This is a genomic window from Pseudomonas sp. R3-41 (assembly GCF_054161485.1).
Genome location: NZ_CP096421.1, coordinates 1,635,695 through 1,662,161, shown reverse-complemented (window position 1 = coordinate 1,662,161; position 26,467 = coordinate 1,635,695). Strand labels below are relative to the sequence as shown.

27 protein-coding genes are annotated in these 26,467 nt (G+C 59.4%); 13 read left to right on the top strand and 14 right to left on the bottom strand.

The genetic code is table 11. The features are described from left to right. Positions 1–17: 17 nt before the first annotated feature. The 8 genes from aruF to acs all read right to left on the bottom strand — a co-directional run bounded on the left by aruF (position 18) and on the right by acs (position 9,632). The gene (aruF, locus tag M1D99_RS07530; RefSeq protein WP_003178851.1) at positions 18–1,037 is read right to left on the bottom strand and encodes an arginine/ornithine succinyltransferase subunit alpha; all 1,020 of its coding nucleotides are present in this window, start codon (positions 1,035–1,037) and stop codon (positions 18–20) included. A gap of 176 nt (positions 1,038–1,213) precedes the next feature. Then, positions 1,214–2,434, bottom strand: a complete 1,221-nt coding sequence (locus tag M1D99_RS07525; RefSeq protein ID WP_186707070.1) for an aspartate aminotransferase family protein — start codon at positions 2,432–2,434, stop codon at positions 1,214–1,216. Positions 2,435–2,787: 353 nt separating this feature from the next. Continuing rightward, positions 2,788–3,768 (bottom strand): GlxA family transcriptional regulator, encoded by a 981-nt coding sequence (locus tag M1D99_RS07520; RefSeq protein WP_411385418.1) that lies wholly within the window; start codon positions 3,766–3,768, stop codon positions 2,788–2,790. Between the two features lie 113 nt (positions 3,769–3,881). Further along, the gene (locus M1D99_RS07515) at positions 3,882–4,646 is read right to left on the bottom strand and encodes an ABC transporter ATP-binding protein (RefSeq protein WP_434574568.1); all 765 of its coding nucleotides are present in this window, start codon (positions 4,644–4,646) and stop codon (positions 3,882–3,884) included. 56 nt (positions 4,647–4,702) lie between these two features. Next, positions 4,703–5,401, bottom strand: a complete 699-nt coding sequence (locus tag M1D99_RS07510) for an ABC transporter permease (RefSeq protein WP_053124415.1) — start codon at positions 5,399–5,401, stop codon at positions 4,703–4,705. Beyond that, entirely contained in the window at positions 5,398–6,087 is a 690-nt protein-coding gene (locus M1D99_RS07505) for an ABC transporter permease (protein WP_003178836.1), read from the bottom strand. Before M1D99_RS07505 ends, M1D99_RS07510 begins: the two co-directional genes overlap by 4 nt. Positions 6,088–6,177: 90 nt before the next feature. Further along, the gene (locus tag M1D99_RS07500; RefSeq protein ID WP_186710563.1) at positions 6,178–6,951 is read right to left on the bottom strand and encodes an ABC transporter substrate-binding protein; all 774 of its coding nucleotides are present in this window, start codon (positions 6,949–6,951) and stop codon (positions 6,178–6,180) included. 725 nt (positions 6,952–7,676) lie between these two features. Then, positions 7,677–9,632, bottom strand: coding sequence for an acetate--CoA ligase (acs, locus tag M1D99_RS07495; RefSeq protein WP_186710565.1), 1,956 nt, complete (start codon positions 9,630–9,632; stop codon positions 7,677–7,679). 532 nt (positions 9,633–10,164) lie between these two features. Here acs and M1D99_RS07490 point away from each other — a divergent pair. From M1D99_RS07490 to M1D99_RS07480, 3 genes are all read left to right on the top strand, one after another. Beyond that, entirely contained in the window at positions 10,165–10,428 is a 264-nt protein-coding gene (locus tag M1D99_RS07490; RefSeq protein WP_186729835.1) for a DUF2790 domain-containing protein, read from the top strand. A gap of 489 nt (positions 10,429–10,917) precedes the next feature. Continuing rightward, positions 10,918–12,168, top strand: coding sequence for a ribonucleotide-diphosphate reductase subunit beta (locus M1D99_RS07485; RefSeq protein ID WP_030142465.1), 1,251 nt, complete (start codon positions 10,918–10,920; stop codon positions 12,166–12,168). A 391-nt stretch (positions 12,169–12,559) separates the two neighbouring features. Continuing rightward, the gene (locus M1D99_RS07480; RefSeq protein WP_434574566.1) at positions 12,560–13,069 is read left to right on the top strand and encodes a BRO-N domain-containing protein; all 510 of its coding nucleotides are present in this window, start codon (positions 12,560–12,562) and stop codon (positions 13,067–13,069) included. Between the two features lie 194 nt (positions 13,070–13,263). Here the strand turns inward: M1D99_RS07480 and M1D99_RS07475 are convergent, their stop codons facing one another. Beyond that, positions 13,264–13,509 (bottom strand): type II toxin-antitoxin system Phd/YefM family antitoxin, encoded by a 246-nt coding sequence (locus M1D99_RS07475; protein ID WP_434574565.1) that lies wholly within the window; start codon positions 13,507–13,509, stop codon positions 13,264–13,266. Between the two features lie 338 nt (positions 13,510–13,847). Between M1D99_RS07475 and M1D99_RS07470 the strand changes: the two genes are divergently transcribed. Beyond that, the gene (locus M1D99_RS07470) at positions 13,848–14,468 is read left to right on the top strand and encodes a LysE family translocator (protein ID WP_458131591.1); all 621 of its coding nucleotides are present in this window, start codon (positions 13,848–13,850) and stop codon (positions 14,466–14,468) included. Between the two features lie 27 nt (positions 14,469–14,495). Here the strand turns inward: M1D99_RS07470 and M1D99_RS07465 are convergent, their stop codons facing one another. Beyond that, complete coding sequence (locus M1D99_RS07465; protein WP_434574564.1) at positions 14,496–15,368, bottom strand: LysR family transcriptional regulator; 873 nt, start codon at positions 15,366–15,368, stop codon at positions 14,496–14,498. Between the two features lie 313 nt (positions 15,369–15,681). Between M1D99_RS07465 and M1D99_RS07460 the strand changes: the two genes are divergently transcribed. Further along, positions 15,682–16,671, top strand: coding sequence for a hypothetical protein (locus M1D99_RS07460; RefSeq protein WP_434574563.1), 990 nt, complete (start codon positions 15,682–15,684; stop codon positions 16,669–16,671). Between the two features lie 6 nt (positions 16,672–16,677). Here the strand turns inward: M1D99_RS07460 and M1D99_RS07455 are convergent, their stop codons facing one another. After that, the gene (locus M1D99_RS07455; protein ID WP_434574562.1) at positions 16,678–17,493 is read right to left on the bottom strand and encodes a sulfite exporter TauE/SafE family protein; all 816 of its coding nucleotides are present in this window, start codon (positions 17,491–17,493) and stop codon (positions 16,678–16,680) included. 112 nt (positions 17,494–17,605) lie between these two features. Here M1D99_RS07455 and M1D99_RS07450 point away from each other — a divergent pair, with 112 nt between their 5' ends. Together M1D99_RS07450 and M1D99_RS07445 are read left to right on the top strand one after the other, a co-directional pair. Continuing rightward, positions 17,606–18,382, top strand: a complete 777-nt coding sequence (locus tag M1D99_RS07450) for an AraC family transcriptional regulator (protein WP_434574561.1) — start codon at positions 17,606–17,608, stop codon at positions 18,380–18,382. Positions 18,383–18,465: 83 nt separating this feature from the next. Next, on the top strand, positions 18,466–18,783 hold the full coding sequence (locus M1D99_RS07445; protein ID WP_207965732.1) for a helix-turn-helix domain-containing protein: 318 nt from the start codon (positions 18,466–18,468) through the stop codon (positions 18,781–18,783). Between the two features lie 17 nt (positions 18,784–18,800). Here M1D99_RS07445 and M1D99_RS07440 read toward each other — a convergent pair whose 3' ends face one another. Continuing rightward, a complete protein-coding gene (locus M1D99_RS07440; protein WP_434574560.1) occupies positions 18,801–19,859 on the bottom strand; it encodes an MBL fold metallo-hydrolase in 1,059 nt (352 codons plus the stop codon). A 188-nt stretch (positions 19,860–20,047) separates the two neighbouring features. Between M1D99_RS07440 and M1D99_RS07435 the strand changes: the two genes are divergently transcribed. Next, on the top strand, positions 20,048–20,656 hold the full coding sequence (locus M1D99_RS07435) for a TetR/AcrR family transcriptional regulator (RefSeq protein WP_186710581.1): 609 nt from the start codon (positions 20,048–20,050) through the stop codon (positions 20,654–20,656). A gap of 3 nt (positions 20,657–20,659) precedes the next feature. Here M1D99_RS07435 and M1D99_RS07430 read toward each other — a convergent pair whose 3' ends face one another. Beyond that, on the bottom strand, positions 20,660–21,607 hold the full coding sequence (locus M1D99_RS07430) for a LysR family transcriptional regulator (RefSeq protein ID WP_458131590.1): 948 nt from the start codon (positions 21,605–21,607) through the stop codon (positions 20,660–20,662). Between the two features lie 14 nt (positions 21,608–21,621). Between M1D99_RS07430 and M1D99_RS07425 the strand changes: the two genes are divergently transcribed. After that, positions 21,622–22,332 carry a CTP synthase C-terminal region-related (seleno)protein gene (locus tag M1D99_RS07425; RefSeq protein ID WP_458131589.1) on the top strand — a complete coding sequence of 237 codons (711 nt, stop codon included), beginning with the start codon at positions 21,622–21,624 and terminating at the stop codon, positions 22,330–22,332. Next, positions 22,329–22,643: an antibiotic biosynthesis monooxygenase family protein gene (locus M1D99_RS07420; RefSeq protein WP_458131588.1), complete on the top strand. Its 315-nt coding sequence runs from the start codon at positions 22,329–22,331 to the stop codon at positions 22,641–22,643. Before M1D99_RS07425 ends, M1D99_RS07420 begins: the two co-directional genes overlap by 4 nt. A 312-nt stretch (positions 22,644–22,955) precedes the next feature. Here the strand turns inward: M1D99_RS07420 and M1D99_RS07415 are convergent, their stop codons facing one another. Next, positions 22,956–23,282, bottom strand: coding sequence for a DUF2025 family protein (locus M1D99_RS07415; RefSeq protein ID WP_458131587.1), 327 nt, complete (start codon positions 23,280–23,282; stop codon positions 22,956–22,958). A gap of 244 nt (positions 23,283–23,526) precedes the next feature. Between M1D99_RS07415 and M1D99_RS07410 the strand changes: the two genes are divergently transcribed. The 3 genes from M1D99_RS07410 (at position 23,527) to M1D99_RS07400 (ending at position 26,294) form a co-directional block, all read left to right on the top strand. Beyond that, positions 23,527–24,654 carry a glycerophosphodiester phosphodiesterase gene (locus M1D99_RS07410; RefSeq protein ID WP_458131586.1) on the top strand — a complete coding sequence of 376 codons (1,128 nt, stop codon included), beginning with the start codon at positions 23,527–23,529 and terminating at the stop codon, positions 24,652–24,654. 125 nt (positions 24,655–24,779) lie between these two features. Beyond that, entirely contained in the window at positions 24,780–25,085 is a 306-nt protein-coding gene (locus M1D99_RS07405) for a PepSY domain-containing protein (protein ID WP_186729826.1), read from the top strand. A 186-nt stretch (positions 25,086–25,271) separates the two neighbouring features. Further along, positions 25,272–26,294 carry a transporter gene (locus M1D99_RS07400; RefSeq protein ID WP_434703565.1) on the top strand — a complete coding sequence of 341 codons (1,023 nt, stop codon included), beginning with the start codon at positions 25,272–25,274 and terminating at the stop codon, positions 26,292–26,294. The last annotated feature ends 173 nt before the right edge of the window (positions 26,295–26,467 follow it).

Here is a 26,467-nt window from a genome sequence, read left to right as displayed (position 1 = left end):
AACTCAGCTGTAAAGCGTTATACCGCTACCAAACGTACGCTGGCGCCTTCGCCAACACCCAAGGCTTCGGCCGCTTCCATGTCCAGCGTTACAGGCTTGCCTGGCGCGTAGTCGAGCTCGAGCAGCACGGCGCGGTAATCCTGCAATTGGGCATTGGCCACCAGGTATTGGCGGCCGGCACCCTTGACCGGTTCGCCGATCTTGACCGGCACCACGCGGCTCTGGGCAATCGAACGGATGCCCGAGACGCGGGCATGCAGGGTCGGGCCACCGTCGAAGATGTCGATGTAGTGATCGGTCTCGAAACCCTCGCGCATCAGGATGTCGAAGGTGATCTGCGCCCGCGGATGAACCTGGCCCATGGCTTCCTGGGCAGCGTCCGGCAACAGCGGCACGTAGATCGGGTAATGGGGCATCAGTTCGGCGAGGAAGGTACGGCTTTTCAGCCCGCACAAACGCTCGGCCGCCGCGTAGTTGAGGTCGAAGAAGTTGCGACCGATGGCGTCCCAGAACGGCGAGTCGCCATTCTCATCGCTGTAGCCGACGATCTCGGTCACCACCGAATCGGCGAACCGCTCCGGATGGCTGGCGACGAACAACAGCCGCCCGCGGGAATTGAGTTCCGACCATGGCGAACCCACCAGCTCCGGCACCACGTAGAAACTGGTCAGCAGGCTGTTGCCGGTCAGGTCGTGGCATTGGGAGAGTACGTGGATCTTGTTGTGGATCTTCAGCTCACGGGAGGCGTGAACGAAGGTCTCGTTGCGAAAGCTGTAGAACGGTTCGGAATAACCGGCCGAAGCGACAATGGCCGAACAGCCGGCCAGCTTGCCGGTCGCGGTGTCTTCGAGGACGAAGAAATAGCTCTCTTCGCCGTTGAAGCTGACTTCGGCGGCAAACGAGGCTTCGCTGGCGGCGATCTTGTCGCTCAAGCGTTCAACGTCATCCGGCAAGGAGGTGACACCGATCGGACTGTCCGCAGCCAGACGCTGTACCTCGCCCAGATCAGCCATTTGCGCGGGGCGCATCACCAGCATGGTGTCACTCCTTAACTTGAAATAAACGGTTCGACGGTCACGTCGACACAGAGAAAAAAATACTCAGTGTGGGAGCGGGCTTGCTCGCGAAGGCGGTTTGTCAGTCAACATTTGCGTTGAATGCGATGGCCTCTTCGCGAGCAAGCCCGCTCCCACAAGGGAGGTCCGGGTCAGCCTCAGGCTTGCGTCAGCTTCGCCGCCGCCCGCTCGAAGCGGTCCAGGCCGGCGTCGATGTCGGCGTCTTCCACCACCAGGCTCGGGGCGAAGCGAATCACGTCCGGGCCGGCTTGGAGGATCATCAGGCCTTCCTGTTCGGCGGCATTGAAGATGTCTTTGGCCTTGCCTTTCCAGGCGTCGTTCAGCACGCAGCCGATCAGCAAGCCCAGGCCACGCACCTGGGTGAACAGGCCGTACTTCTCGCCGATCTGCTCCAGGCGCGCCTTGAATTTGTTGTGCTTGGTCTTGACGCCACCGAGCACTTCAGGGGTATTGATCACGTCGATGACCGCCTCGGCCACCGCACACGCCAGCGGGTTGCCGCCGTAGGTGGTGCCGTGGGTGCCGACGACCAGGTGCTTGGCCAGCGCTTCGGTGGTGAGCATCGCCGCGATCGGGAAACCACCGCCCAGGCTCTTGGCGCTGGTGAGGATGTCCGGGACCACGCCGTAATGCATGTAGGCGAACAGATGGCCGCTGCGGCCCATGCCGGTTTGCACTTCGTCAAAGACGAGCAGCGCATCGTGGGCATCGCACAGGTCGCGGGCGCCTTGCAGGTAGGCCTGCTCGGCCGGCAGCACACCGCCCTCGCCCTGGATCGGTTCCAGCACAACGGCGCAGGTCTTGTCGGAAATGGCGGCTTTCAAAGCAGCCAGGTCGTTATAAGGAACGTGGGTAATGCCGGTAATTTTAGGCCCGAAACCGTCGGAGTACTTCGATTGCCCGCCGACGTTGACGGTGAACAGGGTGCGACCGTGGAAGCTATTGAGCGCGGCGATGATTTCGTATTTTTCGCTGCCGAAACGATCGAACGCAACGCGACGGGCCAGCTTGAAGGCGGCCTCGTTGGCTTCGGCGCCGGAGTTGCAGAAGAACGCGCGCTCGGCGAAGGTCGCGTTGACCAGTTTGTGAGCCAGGCGCAGGGCCGGTTCGTTGGTGAAGACGTTGGAGACGTGCCACAGCTTGTTGGCCTGTTCGGTCAGTGCACCGACCAGCGCCGGGTGGGCATGGCCCAGTACGTTGACTGCGATCCCGCCAGCAAAGTCGATCAGCTCGCGACCGGATTGGTCCCATACGCGGGAACCGGCACCACGCACAGGAATGAAGGCAGCAGGTGCATAGTTGGGAACCATAACCTGGTCGAAATCGGCGCGTTGTACCGCGGCTTGCTCAACGGACATCGGAGTCTCCTGATGAGGAACACCCGCCTGGAACTGGCGAGCTTGGTAAGGATTGTAAGGACAGTTTTCAGCCCGGCCTTGCCGCCAAGCGACAACTTCTTATAGCGCCAACCCACGTTTTGCGCGGGTTTACGGCAATGCGACAAATAGCGTCGCAAAGGCGCAGTTTAAACGTTGCCGGTGTATTTGAGGTGCTGGCTTCTACATTTCCCTCGGCCATGCAAAACACTTGTGGCGAGGGGACTTATTTGTGGGAGCAAAGCTTGCTCGCGATGCAGGCGCCTCGGTTCACCAAGGACCGCGTCGCCTGCATCGCGGGCAAGCCTTGCTCCCACAGAAGCAAGTTGTGCCGCTCAGCCGCGTTCGGACGGCACCGAGGACAACTCGAACGGGCTGCTGCTGCGTCGCTGGTTGCGGTCTTCTCGCGGCGTGGCGCCGAAGAAGTTGCGGTAGGCGCTGGAGAAGTGGGGCCCCGAGGAGAAACCGCAGGACAAGCCGATCTGGATGATGGACTTGCTGGTCTGCATCAGCATCTGCCGGGCCTTGTTCAGACGCAGCTCCAGGTAATACTGGCTGGGCACGCGGTTGAGGTATTGCTTGAAGATCCGCTCCAGTTGCCGACGGGATACGCACACATGCTGGGCGATTTCGTCGGTGGTCAGCGGCTCCTCGATGTTGGCCTCCATCAGCAACACTGCCTGGGTGAGCTTTGGATGGCTGGAGCCGAGGCGGTTCTGCAACGGGATGCGCTGGCGCTCGCCACCCTCGCGAATGCGCTCGACCACCAGTTCTTCCGACACCGCGCCGGCCAGTTCCGCGCCGTGATCCCGGGCCAGCACCGCCAGCAGCAGGTCCAGCACCGACATGCCGCCGCAAGCGCTCAGGCGATCGCGATCCCAGTCGAACAGATGGCTGGTGGCAATGACCTTGGGGAAGCGTTCGGAGAAATCGTCCTGCCAACGCCAATGCACAGCGGCACGGTAACCGTCGAGCAACCCCAATTGCGCCAGGGGATAGACACCGGCAGACAAACCGCCGATCACACAACCGGCACGCACCAGTTGCTTGAGGGCGCTGCCCAGGGGCGAGGCCAGCGCGGTCGGCGGCTCATCGGCCAGCAGGAACAGCTTCTGGAAACCCTCGAGCTTGCCGGCCCAGGGTTCGCCCGGCAATTGCCAGGCGCCGTCGGCCGGTGGCTCGGCCTGCAAGAACGACAACTCGTAGACCACATCCGGATGCACCCGCTGGGCGACACGCAAGGCGTCCTCGGCCAGCGCCAGCGTCAAGGCTTTAGTGCTGGGCCAAATCAGGAAACCTATTCGATGGGCAGTCATGGCGGGCGATCCGAAGCGAAAACAGTGTTAAAGCCAAAAGCGGCTGCAACCAAATTAGACCATCTGGCGCGCGGTGCGCAGCATGACCCAAATCAGGTGCGTAACGGGAGCGATTACTTGAGGCTGCCCGACAGAAATTGTTGCAGGCGCTCGGATTGCGGATTCACCAGCACTTCGCGCGGGTTGCCGCTTTCTTCGACGATGCCTTTGTGCAGGAACACCAACTGGTTCGACACTTCACGGGCAAAGCCCATTTCGTGGGTCACCACCACCATGGTCCGGCCTTCCAGGGCCAGGGCCTGCATCACCTTGAGCACGTCGCCCACCAATTCCGGGTCCAGCGCCGAGGTCGGCTCGTCGAACAGCATCACCTCAGGCTCCATCGCCAGCGCACGGGCAATCGCCACGCGCTGCTGCTCGCCGCCGGACATGTGACCCGGGTAGGCATCCTTGCGATGAGCCACGCCAACCTTGTTCAGATAGTATTCAGCCTTCTCCCGTGCTTCGGCCTTGGCCACGCCCAGTACATGCACCGGCGCTTCCATGATGTTTTCCAGCGCGGTCATGTGGGACCACAGGTTGAAGTGCTGGAACACCATCGACAGCCGCGAACGCATGCGCTGCAGTTGCTTGGGGTCCGAAGCCTTCATGGCGCCGTCCTTGCCCGCCACCAGCTTCAACTCTTCATTGTTGAGCAGGATCTTGCCGGCATGGGGTTGCTCAAGCAGGTTGATGCAACGCAGGAAAGTACTCTTGCCGGAGCCACTGGAGCCGATGATGCTGATCACATCGCCAGCGGCGGCTTTCAGGGACACGCCCTTGAGCACTTCGTGACTGCCATAGCGTTTATGCAGGTCTTGGACTTCAAGCTTGTACATGCGGTCGGTTCTCACAAAACGTCAGTCGTTGAGCAGTCGATCGGATCGATGCGTTATCAGTGCTTGCGCGGGGCCAGGTAACCCAGCCAGCGGCGCTCGGCCAGTTTGAACAGGCGCACCAGGATGAAGGTCAGGCACAGATAGAAAACGCCGGCCGTGATGTAGGCCTCGAACGGCAAGTAATACTGCGCGTTCACCGTGCGCGCGGCCCCGGTGATGTCGATCAGGGTCACGATGGAGGCCAGGCTGGTGGTCTGCAACATCATGATCACTTCGTTGCTGTATTGCGGCAGCGCCCGGCGCAGGGCCGACGGCAGTAGGATCCGGCGATACAGCTTGTAGCGCGACATGCCCATGGCCTTGGCCGCTTCGATCTCACCGTTGGGCGTGGCCCGCAGGCTGCCGGCGATGATTTCGGCGGTGTAGGCACTGGTGTTGATGGCGAACGCCAGGCACGCACAGAACGTTGCGCTGGACAGCCATGGCCAGAGAAAGCTCTCGCGCACGACCGCGAACTGCGCCAACCCGTAGTAGATCAGGAACAGCTGCACCAGCATCGGCGTGCCGCGGATCACGTAGGTGTAGAGCCAGGCCGTCATGTTGACGACCGGCTGCTTGGACACCCGCATCAACCCCAGGGGCAGCGCCGCCAGCAGGCCGAAGAACAGCGACAGGGCCAACAGCTTCAGTGTGGTCAGCAAGCCGCTGAAATACAGCGGCAAAGCTTCGTAGATGACGTTGTAGTCGAAGATCATAGATCAGCCGCCCTTACGCCTACCGAGTAGCGCTTCTCAAGGTGACGCAACGCCAGCAACGAGACACTGGTGATCACCAGGTACATCGCCGCCACTGCGAGGAAGAAGGTGAAAGGCTCGCGAGTGGCATCCGCCGCCTGCTTGGCCTTGAACATCATGTCTTGCAGGCCCACCACGGAAATCAGCGCAGTGGCCTTGGTCAACACCAACCAGTTGTTGGTGAAACCCGGAATCGCCAGGCGAATCATCTGTGGCACCAGCACCCGGAAGAACACCTGGAAGCCGTTCATGCCGTACGCCATGCCCGCCTCGGCCTGCCCCTTGGGGATCGCCATGAACGCACCGCGAAAGGTTTCCGACAGGTACGCACCGAAGATGAAGCCCAGGGTGCCGATACCGGCCGCCAGCGGGTTCAGGTCGATGTAGTCGTCATAGCCAAGCATCGGCGCGACGCGGTTGAGCAGGTCCTGGCCGCCGTAGAAAATCAGCAGGATCAGCACCAAGTCGGGAATGCCGCGGATGACCGTGGAATACAGGTCGCCCAGCCACGCCAGCCAGCGCACCGGCGAAAGGCGCAACGCGACACCAATCAACCCCAGGACGATGGCCAGGGCCATGGACGACAAGGCGAGCTGAAGCGTCAACCATGCGCCATCGAGGATGACAGCCCCGTAGCCTTTCAACATGATTCAGGTCCTCGAAAGTGGGATGAAAAAATGGCGCAAACCGCAGAGATCCTGTTGCTTGCGCCATTTCGCACGAGTGGCGGGACGTCGTTACTTGCCGTAGATATCGAAAGCGAAGTATTTGTCCTGGATTTGCTTGTACTTGCCGTTCTCGCGAATGGCCGCGATCGCGCCGTTGATCTTGTCTTTCAACGCATCACCCTTGCGAACTGCGATACCCACGCCGTCGCCGAAGTACTTGACGTCGGTAAAGGCCGGGCCGACGAACGCGAAGCCCTTGCCGGCATCGGTCTTGAGGAAACCGTCTTCCAACAGCGTAGCGTCTGCCACGGTACCGTCGAGGCGGCCGGCGGACACGTCCAGGTAGATCTCGTTCTGCGAACCGTACGGCTTGATCTCGGCACCCAGCGGGGCCAGGACTTCACGGGCGAAACGCTCATGGATCGAACCGCGCTGCACGCCGATGTTCTTGCCCTTGAGCTCGGCCAGGCCGTCGCTGACCTGGGTGCCGACCTTCATCACCAGGCGGGCCGGGGTGTTGTAGTACTTGTTGGTGAAATCAACCGACTTCTTGCGATCTTCAGTGATCGACATGGACGACAGGATCGCGTCGATCTTGCGCACCTTCAGCGCCGGGATCAGGCCGTCGAACTCTTGCTCGACCCACACGCACTTGACCTTCATCTCTTCGCACAGCGCATTGCCGATGTCGTAGTCGAAACCGACGATGCTGCCATCCGGGGCTTTCGAGGCGAACGGAGGGTAAGCCGCTTCGATACCAATCTTCAGGGGCTTCTCATCAGCGAAGGTCGGCAGGGACAGCACGGACAGTGCCAGGGCGCCAAGCAGCACAAGTTTCTTCATCTTGGGACTCCATCGGTAAAGGGCAAAAACGGCAGAGTGAGCAACAGCCCAATATGCGAATGGGTGAAACGAACTTTGGTGCTGCGTCCTAGGAAGCTCACGATTTATCCAACGCGAGCCACGACGAGCGAGTGATCGGCATTCTAACGACAGGCCCGAAGCCGATATTTCTTCAATGCGACAACAAATTACAGAAGCACCGAGAAAGCTGTTCGAGCACATTGACAGCCTCGCAAATTCATGCAAGAGCAAAAGAAGGGAAACCGATCTATGCTGCAAATAGCGGGCCCATTATTCGCAAACCCTTCTAATCCGGCAAGCACAGCGTGTCGGCTTATTTTCACAGACGCCTGGGACCGCCCTATGGCGGGGCTTCGCGTTTCACATCGCCCCGTTATGGCGCCTTTGGTTACACATTTCGAAACGTCGGTAACGTTCAGACACCTCCTACTTTAAACGCCGATATTTATTCGAACACCAGTCAGCCAAACACCAAACCCTGTGGCGAGGGAGCTTGCTCCCGCTGGGCTGCGCAGCGGCCCCAATAGCCAGGTACCGCGTTTGTTCAGGCATACCGCATTGACCGGTTTACGACTGCTGCGCAGCCGAGCGGGAGCAAGCTCCCTCGCCACAAAGGCACCACACTTCAGGCCCTCCCAGCGCGGCCATAAAAAAGCCCCGCCCGGCAAACGCCGGGCGGGGCTCTTAGGTGCTACACGCTACCGTCAGGCCACATTCATGGTCTTGTGCGTCTCGATCAGGTGCGCCACCACACCCGGGTCGGCCAGGGTGGAGATATCACCCAACCCGTCGTATTCCGCCGTGGCGATCTTGCGCAGGATGCGGCGCATGATCTTGCCGGAGCGGGTCTTCGGCAGCCCCGGTGCCCACTGGATCACGTCTGGCGAAGCAATCGGACCGATCTCCTTGCGCACCCAGTTCTTCAGTTCCAGGCGCAGGGCCTCGCTGGTTTCTTCGCCGGCATTGAGGGTGACGTAGACATAAATGCCCTGGCCCTTGATGTCGTGCGGCACACCCACCACCGCCGCTTCGGCGACTTTCGGGTGGGCGACCATGGCGCTTTCGATCTCGGCGGTGCCCATGCGGTGGCCGGACACGTTGAGCACGTCATCCACCCGACCGGTGATCCAGTAGTAGCCGTCCTCGTCGCGACGGGCGCCGTCACCGGTGAAATACATGCCACTGAAGGTCTTGAAGTAGGTGTCGACAAAACGGTCATGGTCGCCGTACAGCGTACGCGCCTGGCCTGGCCACGAATCGAGGATCACCAGGTTGCCTTCAGCGGCGCCCTCGACCAGGTTGCCGAGGTTGTCCACCAGTGCCGGCACCACGCCGAAGAACGGACGCGTGGCCGAACCTGGCTTCAACGCCGTGGCGCCTGGCAGCGGGCTGATCAGCACGCCACCGGTTTCGGTCTGCCACCAGGTGTCGACGATCGGGCAACGCTCCTTGCCGACATTCTTGTAGTACCAGTCCCAGGCTTCCGGGTTGATCGGCTCGCCCACCGACCCCAACAGGCGCAGGCTGCTGCCATCGGCGCCTTCGACCGCGGCGGTGCCCGAGGCCATCATCGCGCGAATCGCGGTCGGCGCGGTGTAGAGGATGCTGACCTTATGCTTGTCGACGACCTTGGCCACGCGGGTGATGTCCGGGTAGTTCGGCACGCCTTCGAACAGCAGCGTCGTCGCGCCATTGGCCAGCGGGCCGTAGACGATATAGCTGTGGCCGGTGACCCAACCCACGTCGGCGGTGCACCAGTAGACCTCGCCTGGCTTGTAGTCGAACACGCGCTCATGGGTCAGCGCCGCGTACAGCAAGTAGCCAGCCGTGGTGTGCTGCACGCCCTTCGGCTTGCCGGTGGAGCCGGAGGTGTAGAGGATGAACAGCGCTTCTTCGGCACCCATCTCTTTCGGCGCGCAAACGGTACCGGCTACCTTCATCAGGTCTTCGTACCAGATGTCACGGTGCTGGTTCCACTTGATGTTGCCCGCCGTGCGCTTGCACACGATGACCTTCTGGATGCTGCTGGTTTCCGGGTTGGTCAGCGCGTCATCGACGTTGGCCTTGAGCGGGATCTTCTTGCCGGCACGAATGCCTTCGTCGGCGGTGATCACCACTTTGGATTTGCAGTCGATGATCCGACCCGCCAGGGCTTCAGGGGAGAAACCGCCGAACACCACCGAGTGAATCGCACCGATCCGGGTACAGGCCAGCATCGCGACCACGGCTTCAGGGATCATTGGCATGTAGATGGTCACCACGTCGCCGCGGTGCACGTCCTGGCCGCGCAGGGCGTTGGCGAACTTGCAGACTTCTTCGTGCAGCTCGCGATAGGTGATGTTGCGGCTCTCGGACGGGTCATCGCCTTCCCAGATAATCGCAATTTGATCGCCGCGCTCGGCCAGGTGACGGTCGAGGCAGTTGTAGGAAACGTTCAAGGTGCCGTCGGCAAACCACTTGATGTCGACATGGTGATCGTCGAAAGAAGTCTGCTTCACCGTGGTGAAAGGCTTGATCCAATCGAGGCGCTTGGCCTGCTCGCGCCAGAAGCCATCGGGGTTGACGACCGACTGCTGGTACATGGCCTTGTAGGTCGCCTCGTCAGTCAGCGTATTGGCCGCTACCTCGGGACGAACGGGATACACAGAAGCCGCACTCATCTTTCTTACCTCGGTGAATAGTTGTTTTTGTATGATCCCGTTGTAGCCCGGGGCGGGCCTATAGAACCATTCGACGATGGTAGTAACAAGTCCCTACAAAATGTCGGTACTAGTGGGAGCCGAGCTTGCTCGCGATGACGGTGGGTCAGCCAATATCAATCTTTGATGTAACGCCGCCTTCGCGAGCAAGCCCGCTCCAACAGTTGAATTTCAGTGAACACCTATTTTGTGTCCAACACTGACCCTCTGTGGGAGCGGGCTTGCTCGCGAAGACGGTGGTAAATCCAACACAGATGCCACAGACACCCCACCACCTCTAGCGATTATTACCAGATCAACCAACAGTGTTTATCAAAACCGAGTCTGTTTACCCCCACCCTCACCTTCTAAAATCCACCTCGCCAACCGGCAAACACGATTAGCGCAACACAGCCCCCACGAAGGCCGTTAATCCAACTTCCAACACTTGCTCCACACGCAACCCCAAAACGGTTGCGTGACCCCACTCGACCTCAAAAAAGGTGAAATACAAATGAAAGCTTTATGGGTCCTGGTCCTCGGCAGCCTATGCGCCACCGCGATGGCGGATGAGGCCCCGACCGACGCAGCACAGCAAAAACCGGCCATCGAGGAGTACACCTACTCCACCCACCTGGACATCGCCAAAGTCATCTCCATGAGCGACATCCCCAACGTCTGCGAAGTGGTCCCGGCGAAGATGGAATACGACGACTCCAAAGGCCAACGCCACATCCTGCGCTACAGCATCATGGGCAACGGTTGCTCCAACGGCTGATCACAACTGGCAATTTCCATGGTCCGATTTCGATCGGGCCAGGTTGTGTCTAGAACCGCCGAAAACCCTCCACAAACACAACATGTAGTGCAAAACCGCAAAAAACGCTGGTTTTTTGATCAAAAAAAACCACGATCCGCGCCATGCAAAAAAAATCTTGAGCGGCCAAAGCCTTGTAAACCCTCGCTCCCACGCGGATATCCCACCCGCCACCCCTTCCGTGAGCCATTTCGCCGCAGCACGTAGGCAAAAAAGTCCTTATAATGCCGCCTTAAACGGGCCTGCAATATTCCCTTACAGGGGATCACGCCAGCCCGGAGCCCACGCAGAGGCCAATCGCCTCCTCGCGTTCACCGCCGCTCCGGAACGACCCGTACATTTTTCTGTTTATTGCCTGCGTCAGCTGCTGCAACAAACGATTTTTCAAGATCCACCGCGGCCAGTAGGCCTTCATCGGGCATCTGGCCCTCACGCAGGAGACGACACGTCATGCTGAGCTGGGACGAATTCGACAAAGAAGACAGTGGCGAAGTCGCTGTAAAAGGCGCCAACGCCGGCCACGCTTCTGAAGCCAACATGGACCGCCTCGACAGCGCCGGCGGTGCCGCCGCCCTCGAAGCCCGGGCCGTGACGGCCAGCGACTCGGCCGCGATCATTCGCGCCAAGGCCGCCCTCGACAAACTCGACGTCGCCGAAGGCCTCGCCGAACTCGAAGGCGCCTCCGCCCGTGTCGCCGTCGATGAAAAGCGCATGATCAACTGCCGCGCCGACCTCAACCAGCTCGTGCCATTCAAATACGACTGGGCCTGGCAGAAGTACCTGGACGGCTGCGCAAACCACTGGATGCCGCAAGAAGTCAACATGACCGCCGACATCGCCCTCTGGAAAAACCCGGAAGGCCTGACCGACGACGAACGCCGCATCGTGATGCGCAACCTGGGCTTCTTCTCCACCGCCGACTCCCTGGTTGCCAACAACCTGGTCCTGGCCGTGTACCGCCTGATCACCAACCCGGAATGCCGCCAGTACATCCTGCGCCAGGCGTTCGAAGAGGCGATCCACACCCACGCCTACCAGTACTGCATCGAATCGCTGGCCATGGATGAAGGCGAAATCTTCAACATGTACCACGAGATCCCATCGGTCGCGAAAAAAGCCGCCTGGGGCCTGAAATACACCCGTTCGATCTCCGATCCGAAGTTCGAAACCGGCACCCCGGACACCGACAAAGAGCTGCTGCGCAACCTGATCGCTTATTACTGCGTCCTGGAAGGCATCTTCTTCTACTGCGGCTTCACCCAGATCCTCTCCATGGGTCGCCGCAACAAAATGACCGGCGTCGCCGAGCAGTTCCAGTACATCCTGCGCGACGAATCCATGCACCTGAACTTCGGCATCGACGTGATCAACCAGATCAAAATCGAAAACCCACACCTGTGGGACGCCGAGATGAAGGAAGAAGCGACCCAGATGATCCTGCAAGGGACCCAACTGGAAATCGAATACGCCCGCGACACCATGCCTCGCGGTGTATTGGGGATGAACGCGGCGATGATGGAGGACTACCTCAAGTTCATCGCTAACCGTCGTTTGTCGCAGATTGGGTTGAAAGAAGAGTACCCAGGGACGACCAACCCGTTCCCTTGGATGAGCGAGATCATGGACTTGAAGAAAGAGAAGAACTTCTTTGAGACGCGCGTGATTGAGTATCAGACGGGTGGGGCTTTGAGCTGGGATTGATTCGACAGAAAAATCCTGGGCTGCACGCGTAACAGAAACCCCGTGAAAACGGGGTTTTTTTTGTTCTACAGAACCAAAAACCGCGTTTAACTCTGAGGCCGGCACCCTACCGTTCCCCTACGCAAAACTCAGAATTGTTCCGTATTGACGCTACATCGCCTCGTTACCTATCTTAATCGCAGGTGCCTAAGAAATGCCCAACGTAGTAGCTAATCGCCAAACATAGAGCCGCGTACTGTCCAAGGACATTTGCAGTTCTGTGTGGGAGAGATAGCTCGTTGGGATTTTCTTGAATCCTCTACGTCGGGCTCGCGCCGCCAACCGTCAAACGTAGAGGTAGCTATGCCCACAAAAACGCAGCTCTGCTCTCCGTATAACTCGGAGACTTATCATGCCTAATGCTTACATTCCGGCGGTTTTCACCCGCCATAACATTCATCTGCATGCCCTCCTGGTTGAAAACCAGGCTTGGTTCAGCGCATCCGATTTGGGGCGTTTGATGAGCAAGCACCTGGATGAGCGCATGACCCGCAAGCTTGATCCTGACCAACGCAGAATGATGCTCGTGCATGTCCACGGCTTGGTCGAAGAGCGTCTGATGCTCAGCGAGTCGGGCGTCTATGCGTTGCTGGTTTATCACTACTGCCCTGAGTATCGATTGCTGCGTGAGTGGATCACGCATCAGGTGGTGCCAACCCTGCGGGATGAGCGCTACTCGCATAAGGTGGAACGGCCTACATTGAGCGTGTTGGATTGGCCAAAGATGTCACTCTGCATGCTGCACTGGCAGGATGAGCCATGGATTCGCTTGCGGGATATGCCGGCGGTGCTGGTGGATGATCCGTTTAGTCAGCATGAATCCTGGTGGCGGAAAGCTTCTCGGGTTTTGCGAGGGTTTTGAGATTCAATCGGAAGCCGTCGTCCGTTGTTCGGGCGGCGGTTTTTTGTTGGGAATATTGAATTGGGGCTACTGCGCAGCCCAGCGGGAGCAAGCTCCCTCGCCACGGGGTTCATGCCATAGGTTGGTGTCGGGCTTGGTTGCTGCGTTGTTTTGAAAATTTCGGGCAGGTTTCCACGGCTTTGGCGATTCTGTACTCAGAACCGGCCCTCAAAACCATCGATGAGATCCTGGGGGGTGCGGTCGAAATCCGCTGATATCCGAATCGTCCCCTTCAACCGTCCAGGCTTGCGCGCCTGAAGCGTATCGACATGGGGCAGCAGATCCAGATAAGGCTTGCCGGCGTTGGTGATTACCACCTTGTCGCCCTGCCATGCACGCGCCCCCAGTTGTAAGAGCTGGGATTTTGCTTCTTGCAGGGTTACTTGCACCTGTTCACTCATACAACGGCCTCCATGGATTTAGCTAAGCAGCCATTAGAATTCCAGATCGAGCTAAGAACCAGCATCATGATATCGATTTCTCAGAGTAGGGAACTGCGGAACGGAGGCCGCTGCGCAGCCCAGCGGGAGCAAGCTCCCTCGCCACGGGTTGGTGTCAGGGCGCAGGCAGGTGGCAGGCCTGATGGCTGAATTGTTTGTGGTAGTCGCGAGCGCCTCCCCTCCCCACCACCCTTCCCCCATTTATGAAAAACCGCCTTGCGCTCCTCGTCATAACCTTAGAAGCAACCGCGAATTAGACTTGCCGGAGTTCAGTCCGCGTTGTGATTAAGGAAGACAACATGCAAGAAATTTTCAGCATCAACTGGTTGCTTTGGCTATCGACCATGGTGCCACTGACCCTGAGTGCAGGCCCGGGCAACTTGATGGTGGCGACGTCGGGTGCGCAAAGCGGTGTGCGTCGTTCGGTGCGGTTTATCGTTGGGCTCGACATGACTTACTTCCTGATCGCCGTGCTGGTCGGCTTAGGCCTTTATCACACGCTGACGAACAATCCGACGCTGGTATGGGCGCTGCAAGTGGTGGGCAGCTTCTACATCTTGTGGCTCGGTGTGCGCATGCTGCGTCGGCCACTGAAGGCGCACACCGACAAGGCCATGCACCTGCAATTTCGGGACGGCATTGTTGTACAACTGGGCAACGTGCAAGGGATCGTGATGTTACTGGTGATGTTTTCCACGTTCATGCCTTCCGGCGAGACCAGCAGCACCGTCGTGTTGATCCTCAGTGCGGCGCTGATTTCGCTGAACTTCTTCTCGCACGTCATCTGGGTGTCGATGGGGTCGACCGTGCAGAAGCTGATCCAATCGCGCCCTAAATTGCTGATGTTCCAGAACGCTGCGTTCGGCCTGATGCTGATAGCGGTGGCTGTTTGGATTTTCCTGCGCATCGGTCCGCTTTAAGGAGGTTTCTAGGGCCAGACCCATTGTTCATGCAATATCGCGGTGAAACAGCTCCGTCAGATACTCCACCACTCGATCAACGCGGCTCACACCCTGGGTCGCCTGATTGCGCAACAACCAGATTTCCGAGCTGCGCGCAGGGCGATCGGCCAACACCTGGCACAGACCGGACTGATGTCCGACATAGACGGGTAACGCGGCAATCCCCAGATTGGCTTCGACCGCCTTGAGCTGCGCATTCAGGTTTGAAACACGCATCCACAGCCTATGGTTTCCAGCCATTTCGCTCAACCATTGGGCGAGCGGCATGTACGACATTTCTTCGGTCCAGCCGATCAGGCTGTGGTGCTTGAGGTCGGCGGGTTCGGCCGGCAGGCCGTTGGCATCGGCATACGCCTGGGAGCAGAAAAGCCCCTGCGTCAGTGTCCCGACCCGGCGCATGGTGAAGTTACCGTTCTCCGGCCTGCGCAAGCGGATAATGATGTCGCTGTGGCTTTGTGTGAGTTTCGACGACACCGCCGAGTTAATGAAGTCGAAGCTGATCTCGGGGTGCTGATCGTGAAATACCGCAAGTTGCGGAATGATCAAGTGCGTGCCCATGAGCTCCGGACAATCAATGCGCACCTGTCCCGCCATCCGATCACCCGGTTGCGACATCTGCCGCTCGATCAGTTTGAAACGCTCCTCCGTTTCCAGTGCCAATGGCAACAACGCCCTTCCCGCCTCAGTCAGGAAGTAGCCGTTGGTTTTCTTCGAAAACAATACCGTACCGAGCGATTCCTCAAGCGCTGCGATCTTGCGCGACACCGTCGAGGCCGAAACCTTGAGCGAGATTCCAGCCTCGGTCACGTTGTTCGATTTAGCCACGAAGATAAAGACCTTCAGATCATCCCAATCCATGTTGATGACATACCCAAAAAAGGAAAAATCGATCTCTCCTATTTCTGTTCGAAATAACTAGAGGCCACGTTGTCGAGCAAAAACCAGCACTATGATATCGATTTCCCTGAGTAAGAAACTGCGGATCGGGGGCCGCTTCGCAGCCCAGCGGGAGCAAGCTCCCTCGCCACGGGTGGCAGGCTTGATGGTTGGGTTGGGTTTGGGAATCGCGAGCAGGCTCGCTCCCACAGGGTTTGTGGTGGGCTGAAACTTTGGGTGCAGCCCGCCGCGTCCTTCGGTATTAATACACTTCCTCTCACGGACCCGAGCCCCGATGAAATTCGACACTGCCTACTGCCTCAGCCTCGATGCCAAGCTTTCGATCTATGACGTTCGGGATCTGAATTTCGACGAGACCATGGCCTTCGACTCGGCCAAGGAGCGCTTTCAGTGCCCCAACGATGCCTGTCGGGCGGCGTTCGATGAGGGAAATCGGCTGACGACGTTCAATGCCAAAAACGTCAATTACATCCGCACGCCACATTTCAAGAATCAGCCGACGAGCCAGCATATCGAGGGCTGCCCTTATGTCAGTCCGAAAACGCCGGGGTTGGGTGTAGAGAGTGGCGAGGCGGAAACGGATGACGACCGCGAGGAACATTTTCCGTCGGAGCTGTTGCTGACTCGGCGTCAGTATGTGCGTAAGCCGTCCGATCCATCGAAGGATGTTGACGCGACTCGGCCTACGCCTCCCTCCGTATCTTCCCACGGTGATAGCGCTCATTCCGCCCAGGACTCGACACCGGACAAGACCAGTGTCTTCGCCCATCCGGTGGAGTGTTTCGTTTCGAATTTCGATAACAAGGATCTGCTCAAGCGCAAGCCGCTGAAGATTGGCGAGCACACGGCGCCCTATGGATCGTTCTTCAAGAAGATCGAGTATTTGCAGGACAACAAGGGCTTGATTTACTGGGGCAAGATCAAGGAGATCAAGGATTACACCCTGAGTTTTCGCATCGACTTCGAAGCAAAGGTCTGGTTCAAGCAGCCGGACGAGGCGAAGAAGAAGCCTTACTCGGTCAACGTTTACCTGAGCAAGAAGCTGATCGATAACTACCGCAAGCGCAAGGCGTTCCTGGCAGAGATCAAGCATGCCATCGACAGTGACGCGCCGTTGTATTGCTTCTTTTATGGCGTGACGCCGGAGTTGAAACAGGTGCCGAGCAAGAAGAACCCCGAAGAAACGTTCGGGGTGTTCAGTGCCAATATCGAGAACCTGGATCACTTCATCATCCGTGAGGCGCCGGGGTTGGCGGGTCAATAACGACCCCTACCTCAGGCACATCCCGATCAGCACCAACATCAACAATCCCACATACACCCGCGCATGGACCTTATCCGGTATCCGTCCGATCCATGGTGTTGCCAGACGGATACCCAGTAGCGCGCCAAGTGTGAGCACAGCGAAGGCCATCAAGTCGATGTAACCCACAAACCACGGCCCCAAATCAAACTCGGTAAACCCGGCCATGGCCATGTAAGTCAGCGTCCCGGCCACCGCAACCGGCGAACTCAACGGGTTAGCCATGGACGTCGCGCGTGACATGTTCAGCCCGCAACGGCGCAACAGCGGCACCGTCATGACGCTGCCGCCCACGCCCAGGAAAGTAGCGATGGCACCGATGCTGATCCCGCCAGCCGAGACCTCTGCCCTGCCCAATCGCCGTGGGACTGCACCGTCAGACTGTGTCAGAAAACCGCGTCTGAACAAGCAGTCCAGAATGGTCACGCCCAAATAAACGATGAACCCATAGCGAATGACTTCGCTGCTCGCCCACATGGCGCCAACAGCTCCGACGACCGCACCCAGGCCGATGAAGCCGCCCAACGGCCATACATAATGGCGAATGAGGTTGCGGGCGCGGTGATGCTTCACCGTGGCGATCAGTGCGTTGACGATCATCACACAGGTCGAGGTGGCCACGGCAATGTGCATCGCCGATTGGCCGACAGGGTCGTCGGCACCGTGGCTGGCGGTGAGCATGCGGTACAGCAAGGGCACCACGACGAAGCCGCCGCCGAAGCCGAACAGCACGGCGGTGATGCCACTCAGGCAGCCGAAGCAGGCAAGCAATACATAGAACATCGAGACGAATCCGTGGAATGGGAGGCGCCTACGATAGGGAGGCGAAGCTTGGCCTGCAGCAGCAAACAGGCCAATAATGTTCGCATTTACGCCAATCGTGAGCGGCCCATCGATGCGCAACAGTTCGATCGATTTATTGGATGCGACACCCAGGGCCGTCGTTGCCATCGGCACCGATTACGCTCACGGACACGTATTGCCGCTGCATCGCCATCGCCGCGCGCAGTTGCTCTACGGTGCCACCGGGGTCATGCAGGTCAGCACGGCGGACGGCAATTGGGTGGTGCCGCCGCAACGGGCGGTGTGGATTCCGCCGGGGGTCGATCATGAGGTGCTAATGCTGGGCGTGAGTACGCGCAGCCTGTACATCGAACCGGACACGGTAATGGCCATGGGGACGCAGTGCCAGGTCATCAGTGTGTCGCCCCTGATGCGCCAGTTGCTGATGGAGGCCGTCGAGCTTGCGCCGGACTACGACGAGGCGGGTCGGGACGGGGCGTTGATTCATCTGCTACTACACGAGTTGCTGCGCAGCACCCACCTGCCCCTGCACCTTCCGCTGCCCAAGGATCCTCGCCTGCTCAGCCTGTGCCAGGCGTTCCTGGAACACCCCGACGCCCATGCCTCGCCCGTGGAATGGGCGGCGCAATTGCACATCAGCCTGCGCTCGTTCAATCGCCTGTTCAACCGGCAGACCACGCTGAGTTTCAGCCAGTGGCGGCAGCAGGCGTGTGTGATGTCGGCGTTGGCCCGCCTGGCTGAAGGGGATTCGGTTACACGCATAGCCTTGGACCTGGGCTACGACAGTCCCGCTGCGTTCTCCACCATGTTCCGTCGCGTATTGGGTCACGCGCCGAGCGCCTGGTTGGCGAAGACCGCCGGTCATTGATCAAAAAAATGAGATTGATCGGGATTCAAAACAACTGTACAAAAACACAGTATTTTTTAATCCCACAGCTTTGGAGCACCCCCATGGCCTCTCTCGCAATCAAAACCACCCTGGAACGCATCGCTGTCTATCAGTTCACCCCCGCCCACTGTGCACAGGCGCGAGCCATGTTGGGCTGGAGTGTCGAGGAGCTGTCCCGGCAATCCGGCGTCTCGGTCCAGGCCATCCGCCGCTTTGAGGCCGGTGGCGAATTGCTCGATGTCACCCGCCTGGCCCTGGCGTTTCGCCTGGAGGCCGAGGGCCTGGTGTTCTTCCCCGGCTTCGCTCCGGGGCGCGGCATGAACATCAAGGGCGCGACCCCGGACCCGATGGGGCGTTCCGATTACGCGATGATCGAATGATTCCCGCAGCGCAGGTTCTAGGCGATACCGGCCTGGTCCTGATAGGTCGAGGGGTCCACATCCAGCCACCAGGCACGGCCACGTTGCGGCTGCGTCAGGGTGAAGGCTTCGCCCATTTGCGGTGTGGTGATGCAAACGTTGCGTTCCCAGGCCAAGGCCAGGATGCGGTCGAAGGGTTCATACCAGGCATGCATCGCCAGGTCGAACGTGCCGTTGTGGATTGGCAGTAGCCAACGGCCCTTGAGGTCGATATGGGCCTGCAAGGTCTGCTCCGGCTGCATGTGGACATGGGGCCAGTCAACGTTATAGGCGCCGGTTTCCATCAGCGTCAGGTCGAAGGGGCCGTATTGTTCGCCGATGCGTTTGAAACCCTCGAAGTAACCGGTGTCGCCACTGAAGAAAATTCGCGTGCCGCCGTCGATCATCACCCACGACGCCCACAAAGTGCTGTTGCTGTCGAACAGGCCGCGTCCGGAAAAATGCTGGGAGGGCGTGGCGATGAACTCGATGCCGTCCACCTCGGTGCCTTGCCACCAGTCCAGCTGACGTACCTTGCTGGCGTCGACGCCCCATTTGATCAGGGTGTCGCCCACACCCAAGGGCGCCAGGAAGTGGCGGGTCTTGGTCGCTAGCTTGAGAATGGCCTGATGATCGAGGTGGTCGTAATGATCGTGGGAAAGGATCACCGCTTCGATGGGCGGCAACTCGTCCAGGCTGATGGGCGGCTGATGGAAACGCTTCGGTCCGGCCCATTGCACGGGTGAGGCACGCTCGGAGAACACCGGGTCTGTCAGCCAGAATTTATCCCGCAGCTTGAGTAGCACGGTGGAATGGCCAAGACGGAAGACGCTGTGGTTCGGCGCAGCCAGCAGCGCGGCGCGCGTCAGCGGTTGAACGTCGATGGCACCTGCAGGGCGAGTGGAATGCGGCTTGTGAAAGATCATGTTCCAGATGATGCGCAGGGTGGTGCCAAAACCTTCTCGCGGTGTGTAGGCATGATTGCGATACTTGCCCTGCTCTTGCCGGGATGAATCGTGGGCAGACGGGCTTTCGGTCGAATGAGAGGGGATGGTCATGGTGCGATAACTCCAAGGACGTCGTCGCCATTGCGCTTCGTCGTTGTGGGACGCTGGATGGCCGTTGCATGCACGCATAGCCGTCAGACGAAAACCTACACCACTCGGTGTAGTTTCCAGATTGCATGAATCCCGGGAGCAAGTAAACTGCCGAGTGTAAGTTCTCTCCTCTCAACCGACGAATGCCCATGACCGTACCGCAGCGCCTTACCGAGCGAAAACGCGAAGCCATCCTCCAGGCCGCGATTGCTGAATTCCGTAGCAGCGGTTTCGAGATCACCAGCATGGACAGGATCGCGGCGACCGCCGGCGTATCGAAGCGCACGGTGTATAACCATTTCCCGAGCAAGGAAGCGTTGTTTGCGGAAATCCTGAATCGGTTATGGAACAGCATCACCGCAGAACAGGACATGCCCTACAGCCCGCAGACGCCGCTACGGGAGCAACTGCAAACGTTGCTGCAAGCTAAACTGCATCTGCTGGCGGACGAAAATTTCCTCGACCTGGCGCGCATCGCCATCGCCGCAACCATTCACTCCCCGGAGCGCGCCCAAGACATGGTCTCGCGCATGGGCCAGCGTGAGGAAGGCCTGACCGCCTGGATTCGCCAGGCCCAGGCCGATGGCCGATTGAAACCCGTGGAGCCGGCCTTTGCCGCCCAACAAATGCATGGGCTGCTCAAGACATTCGCTTTCTGGCCGCAGGTTTCGATGGGGCAACCGAGCCTGACCCAGGAGGAGCAAACCCAAGTCATCGAATCGGCCCTCGACCTGTTCCTGAGTCGTTACCAGGCCTGAATCTCAACCCCAGCGCAGGTTGCGCCCCAGCTCATCGAACAAGGTCACCACCGAGCGCAAGGCCCGACAGTCCGGGCGGGTCAGGAGCCACAGCGCCGTGTCGTATCCCTCCAGCGATTCGCCAAGGGGCATCAGGCCCTGGCGTTCGTCGATCAGAAAGTCCGGCAGCGCCGCAACGCCTAAACCAGCCCGCACCAGTTCGGTGACCGAGAGCATGCTGTTGCAGCGATAGGCAGGCATCACGCCGGGTAGATGCTGGCGCCGCCAGGCCACGGTGGGGTGGTCCGGAAGGAAATCGTCTGGCGCGATCCAGATCATGGAAGCCAGGTCACCCGCCTCTACCGAGCGCAGATACGTGGCGTTGGCGCATACCCGGTAAGTCACATTGCCCAGGTTGCGACCGACCAGGTGTTCCGGTGGCGTACGGGTCAGTCGCAACGCAATGTCGGCGTCGCGGCGACTCAGGTTGGCGAAGTCGTTCGAAGTGCTCAACTCAAGGGTCAACGCCGGATAGGCAGGCATGAAACGCGCTAAAGCCGGCAGCAGCAACGCTTGCAAGACTGAATCACTGCACGTCAGGCGTACCGTCCCGCTGATGACTTCACCGCCCTGCTCCACCCCCAACCGCGCCGCCTCCAACGCCTGCTCGGCGCGCTCGGCTTGTTCAGCCAACGCCTGGGCCAGGCTCGTGGGCAAATACCCGGAACGGCTTTTCTCGAACAAGGGCTGACCCAGGGCCGCTTCCAATCGACGTACCGAACGAAACACCGTCGACACGTCCACCTGCAGCAGCCGAGCGGCCCGGGCCAGCGAGCCGCCACGGACCAGCGCGAGGATCAGGGACAGGTCGGGGTAGTCCAGACGATAGTGCGTCGCTGCATTGATCACTTGGGTAAACGCCAATATTGATTGCGTGAACGCCAATCTATAGTGGCCACCAGGAATCAACAAGCGGCGAGCCTCCCATGGAAAATCAACATCCTTTAAACATCGCCCTGATCGGCGACCACGACCCTCAAATCACCGCGCACCGGGCAATTCCCCTCGCACTTGAGCTGGCGGGCACACAAACCGGCCAGGCCATTCGCTTCCAATGGCTGGCAACATCGCGCATCGCCGACACCGCCGTGCTGGAAGATTTCGACGGTGTCTGGTGCGTGCCCGGCAGCCCCTATCAAAACGAAGCCGGTGCCGTGCTAGCCATTCGTTTTGCCCGCGAACAGCATCGCCCTTTCCTGGGCACTTGCGGCGGTTTTCAGCATGCCGTGCTGGAATATGCCCGTCACGTGATGGGTTGGGTCGATGCCGTCCATGGTGAAACCTCTCCAAAGGCTGAACAGGCGCTGCTGACACCGCTGAGCTGTGCCTTGGTCGAAACCATCGACAGCCTCCAGTTCGATGCGAGCTCGTTGATTGCCAAGGCCTACGGCCGACAGACCGCGTTCGAGGGCTACCATTGCCGCTTCGGGGTCAATCCAGACTTTGAAAGAGACTTGCTGAGCCAACGCCTGCACGCCGTTGCCCGGGATTTGGCCGGTGACTTGCGAGCGGTGGAACTGCAGGGCCATCCGTTCTTTGTCGCCACGCTGTTCCAGCCTGAACGTGCCGCACTGGAAGGCCGCGTGCCACCGCTGGTCAGCGCGTTTGTCGAAGCCTGCGCCAGGAAAATGTCATGAGCGCCCATTACTACGCAGTGATTTTTACCTCCCTGCGTACCGAGGGGGACCAAGGCTACGCCGAAGCCGCCGAGCGCATGCTGGCCCTTGCTCGGGAACAACCTGGATTTTTAGGCGTTGAATCGGCCCGTGGCGACGATGGTCTGGGGATTACCGTGTCCTATTGGCGCGATGAAGCGGCGATCCTGGCCTGGAAGCAACATCCCGAACACAGCGCGATTCGTGAGCGAGGCCGCTCCACTTGGTATACCAAATGCCAGACGAGGGTGTGCAAGGTTGAACGGGACTATGCCTTCCAACGCCCAACCTAATGCCAGGACAAAAGTCCCTGTGGGAGCGAGCTTGCTCGCGATAGCTGTAGATCAGCCAACATCACTGTGACTGACCTATCGCCATCGGGAGCAAGCTCGCTTCCACAGCGTCCACCGTTGATCAACCTGTGGCGTTATAGCTGGAAAGCTTTGTGGCGAGGGAGCTTGCTCCCGCTTGAGTGCGCAGCGCTCATCGCTTTTTTGGGGCCGCTGCGCGCCCCAGCGGGAGCAAGCTCCCTCGCCACAGGACCATGCCGTTCCAAAAATTCTTGTGAACCCCACAGGGTTTCCGTTCACTTCAGGATCGGGGGCTCAGCCCTCCACCAACTGCCGCACCGCCTTGATTTCCGGCAGGTCGCCGCGGGCCATGTACACCCGCAAAGGTTCGGTCAGGTTGATGCGGTCGTCGATGTTCTGGTCCAGCAACAGTTGGATTCGCTCGCGACTGAGGGTCATGGTGCCATCCGCCGCGGAGGCCCAGACAAACTCGCTGGTGGGGATGATGCCGTCGTCAGCCACGTCCATGCCGAAGGCGTCTTCGCTGAACCGCACGATGTAGTGGCCGGTCTTGCGGTTCAGGCCGACAAAACCCTTGAGCTGGTCGGCGGCCTGGCAGATGAGTGTCGAAGTGGTGCGCATGGTAAACCTCATGGATGCGTCCCTCGGGACGTCTGATCGATGGTTTACACGCAGGGCAAGTGAACACAGGTTTTAAGGTTTCCCTCTGCCGGGGAAACTGGTGCGGCCAAGGGTACTGCAAAGCGGCCGAAAAATGGGTGGGAAAAATCTGCTTCACACAGGTTTATGTCGGTATGGCGATAGCGCCGACAGCGTTCAATTGTTAAAAGATAGGTTTTGCCTCCTCTACGAAAGGATCTCGAGCATGCCTGTCACCTTCACCCGCAGCGCCTTGATGCTGAGCCTGTTGCTCGGCTTCAGCCAGACACAAGCCTCCGAGGCCCCGAGTCCCAAGGCCCTGGCCACCCTTCAAGGCATTCCACATCCGGCAGTCATCGCCCACCGTGGTGCCTCGTTCGACGCGCCGGAATCCACCGCCGCCGCCTACAAGCTGGCCCGTGACCTGGGCGCCGATTACCTGGAGCTGGACCTGCAGCGCAGCAAGGACGGCGTGTTGTTCGTCCTGCATGACGACAGCCTGCTGCGCACCACGGATGTCGCGACCCAGTTTCCCGAACGCAAGGACAGCACCGCCAATGAATTCACCATGGCGGAACTCAAAACCCTCGATGCCGGCAGCTGGTTCAACACCGCCTACCCGGACCGCGCCCGCCCTTCGTTCGTCGGCCAGAAAATCCTCACCCTCGATGAAGTGATCAACATCGCCGAGGGCAACCCGCTGCATAAACCGGGGCTGTACATCGAAACCAAGGAGCCGAAGCTGTTCCCCGGCATCGAGCGCGACCTGAAGGACAAACTGCAGGACCGTGGTTGGCTGAGCCCCGCTGGGTCGAAATTGGCCAAAAGCGCCACCGGCGTCGGCCAGGGCAAGGGCAAAGTGGTGCTGCAGACCTTTGAAAAAAGCAGTCTCGAACTGTTGCACAAAGAGATGCCGAAGGTGCCGAAAATCCTGCTGCTGTGGGTGGGCGAAGGCAACATCGAACCCAAGTCCAAGGTGACGCTTGCCGAGTCCGGCGAAACGGACAAGGCCGTCTATTACGCCAAGCAGGAGCCCAAGGACAAGGCCGAGTTCGAACAATGGGTCCAGTACGCCAAGGCCCATGGCGCCATCGGCACCGGCCCTTCGGCGGCATTGACCCATGGCGGCAGCCAGAGCTATTCGGACCTGGTACAACCGTGGATGAACCAGTACACCCACGACCAGGGTTTGCTGGTGCACGTCTACACCGTGGATGAGCCGGTGGACTTCAAGAAAGTGATGGAGGCCGGCGTCGATGGCATCTTCACCAACCGGGCCAGTGAGCTGCTCAAGTACTTCAAGCGTCCCGAGACAGGCAGCGTGGCGCAGCTATTGGAAAAGAACGGCTACTGAGTCGAAAGACCTTTCCAGGAAACTTGCTTCAAGATTTTTCGAATTAAGGGTGAATTAAGTTGCCACAGATAATCTGAACCCACTTAAACGACTCACCCTTAATAACGACACCAAGGAAAGCACTCATGAAAACGTTGACTGCCCTGTTTACCGCTGCTGCCCTGACCCTCACCGCTGGCCTGGCCCAGGCGGATGTACGAATCGACCAGATTCCTCAACTGGTCAAGGACGGCAAGATCAAGCCTCTGGAAGAAATGAACGAAGCAGCCCTGAAGTTGCACCCAGGCGCGACCATCACCGACACCGACCTGGATAACCACTTCGACGGTTATGAATATGAAGTGGAACTGAAGACGGCCGACGGCAAAGAGTTTGACGTGGACTTCGACGCAACTACCGGCAAAGTCCTGTCCAACAAACAAGACACTTGATCCATCGGTTAAAGAAGAGCCGCGCAACTTTCGAGTTGCGCGGCTTTTTTATGTACGCCGTCTGTAAACCGCCGCCGATCCGACGACGCCGCGCAACTGTCATACAACCATCAAAAAACCCTGCAATGATGCCGCTCAAGTGAACCTGTGGCCGCTGCGACAGGCACTTCCCGCCAGCGAGCCTTCATGAACCACAGCATCGACCAAAGCCATCGCGATCCGGACCTGTTCGGCCTGCTTTACGGGTTTCGTTTCCGTCCCGGCGAGCGTGGCCGGGAAATCGATTCGGCCCAAGCCCTGCAAAGCCTGCAACAACCGCAAGACGCCGACGAATTCCTCTGGCTGCACCTGAACCTGGCCCACGCTGCCTGCGAGCGCTGGATGAAAAGCCATCTGGCCTTGCCCGAGGAATTCTTCGAAGCCCTGCACGAAGGCTCGCGATCGACCCGTATCGAACACGTGGACTCGGCACTGCTGGCGGTGGTGAACGATGTGGTGTTCAACCTCAGCAACCTGGTGTCCTCGGATGTCTCCACCTTGTGGGTGTGCGTACACAGTCGACTGATCATCAGTGCGCGCCTGCAACCCTTGCACTCGGTCGACAAGCTGCGCTCATCGGTCAAGGCCGGCGAGTGTTTTCGCTCGCCGCTGGAATTGCTGGTGCATCTGCTGCGCGACCAAGGCGAAGTGCTGACCCAGATCGTGCGCAAGACCAGCCTCAGCGTCGACCAGATCGAAGACCAACTGCTGTCTTCGCGCGTGTCCAACAACCGCGCCGAGCTGGGCAGCCAGCGCCGCGTGCTGGTACGCCTGCAACGCCTGCTGGCCCTGGAGCCGGGCTCGTTGCTGCGCCTGCTCAACCGCCCGCCGCAATGGTTGCAGAAGGAAGACGTCAAGGAGCTGCGCAAGTCGACCGAGGAGTTCGCCCTGATCATCAACGACCTCACCGCCCTGGGCGAACGGATCAAATTGCTGCAGGAAGAGATCGCCGCCAACCTCAACGAACAAAGCAACCGCACGCTGTTCACCTTGACGGTGGTCACGGTGCTGGCGTTGCCCATCAACATCATTGCCGGTTTCTTCGGCATGAACGTCGGCGGCGTGCCTCTGGCCGAAGATCCCGAGGGCTTCTGGATCCTGGTAGCGCTGGTGGCGACCTTCACCGTGATCGCAGGCCGATGGGCCTTTCGCAAGCGTCGCGATTATTGAGGGTGATGCCCTGCTGGCTGCTACTCCAGATTTTCATGAGCTTTTGTGGCGAGGGAGCTTGCTCCCGCTCGGCTGCGCAGCAGTCGTAAAATCTGCCAACCATCTTATGCCTGATGCACCGCGCTGAATGGTTTTGGGGCTGCTATGCAGCCCAGCGGGAGCAAGCTCCCTCG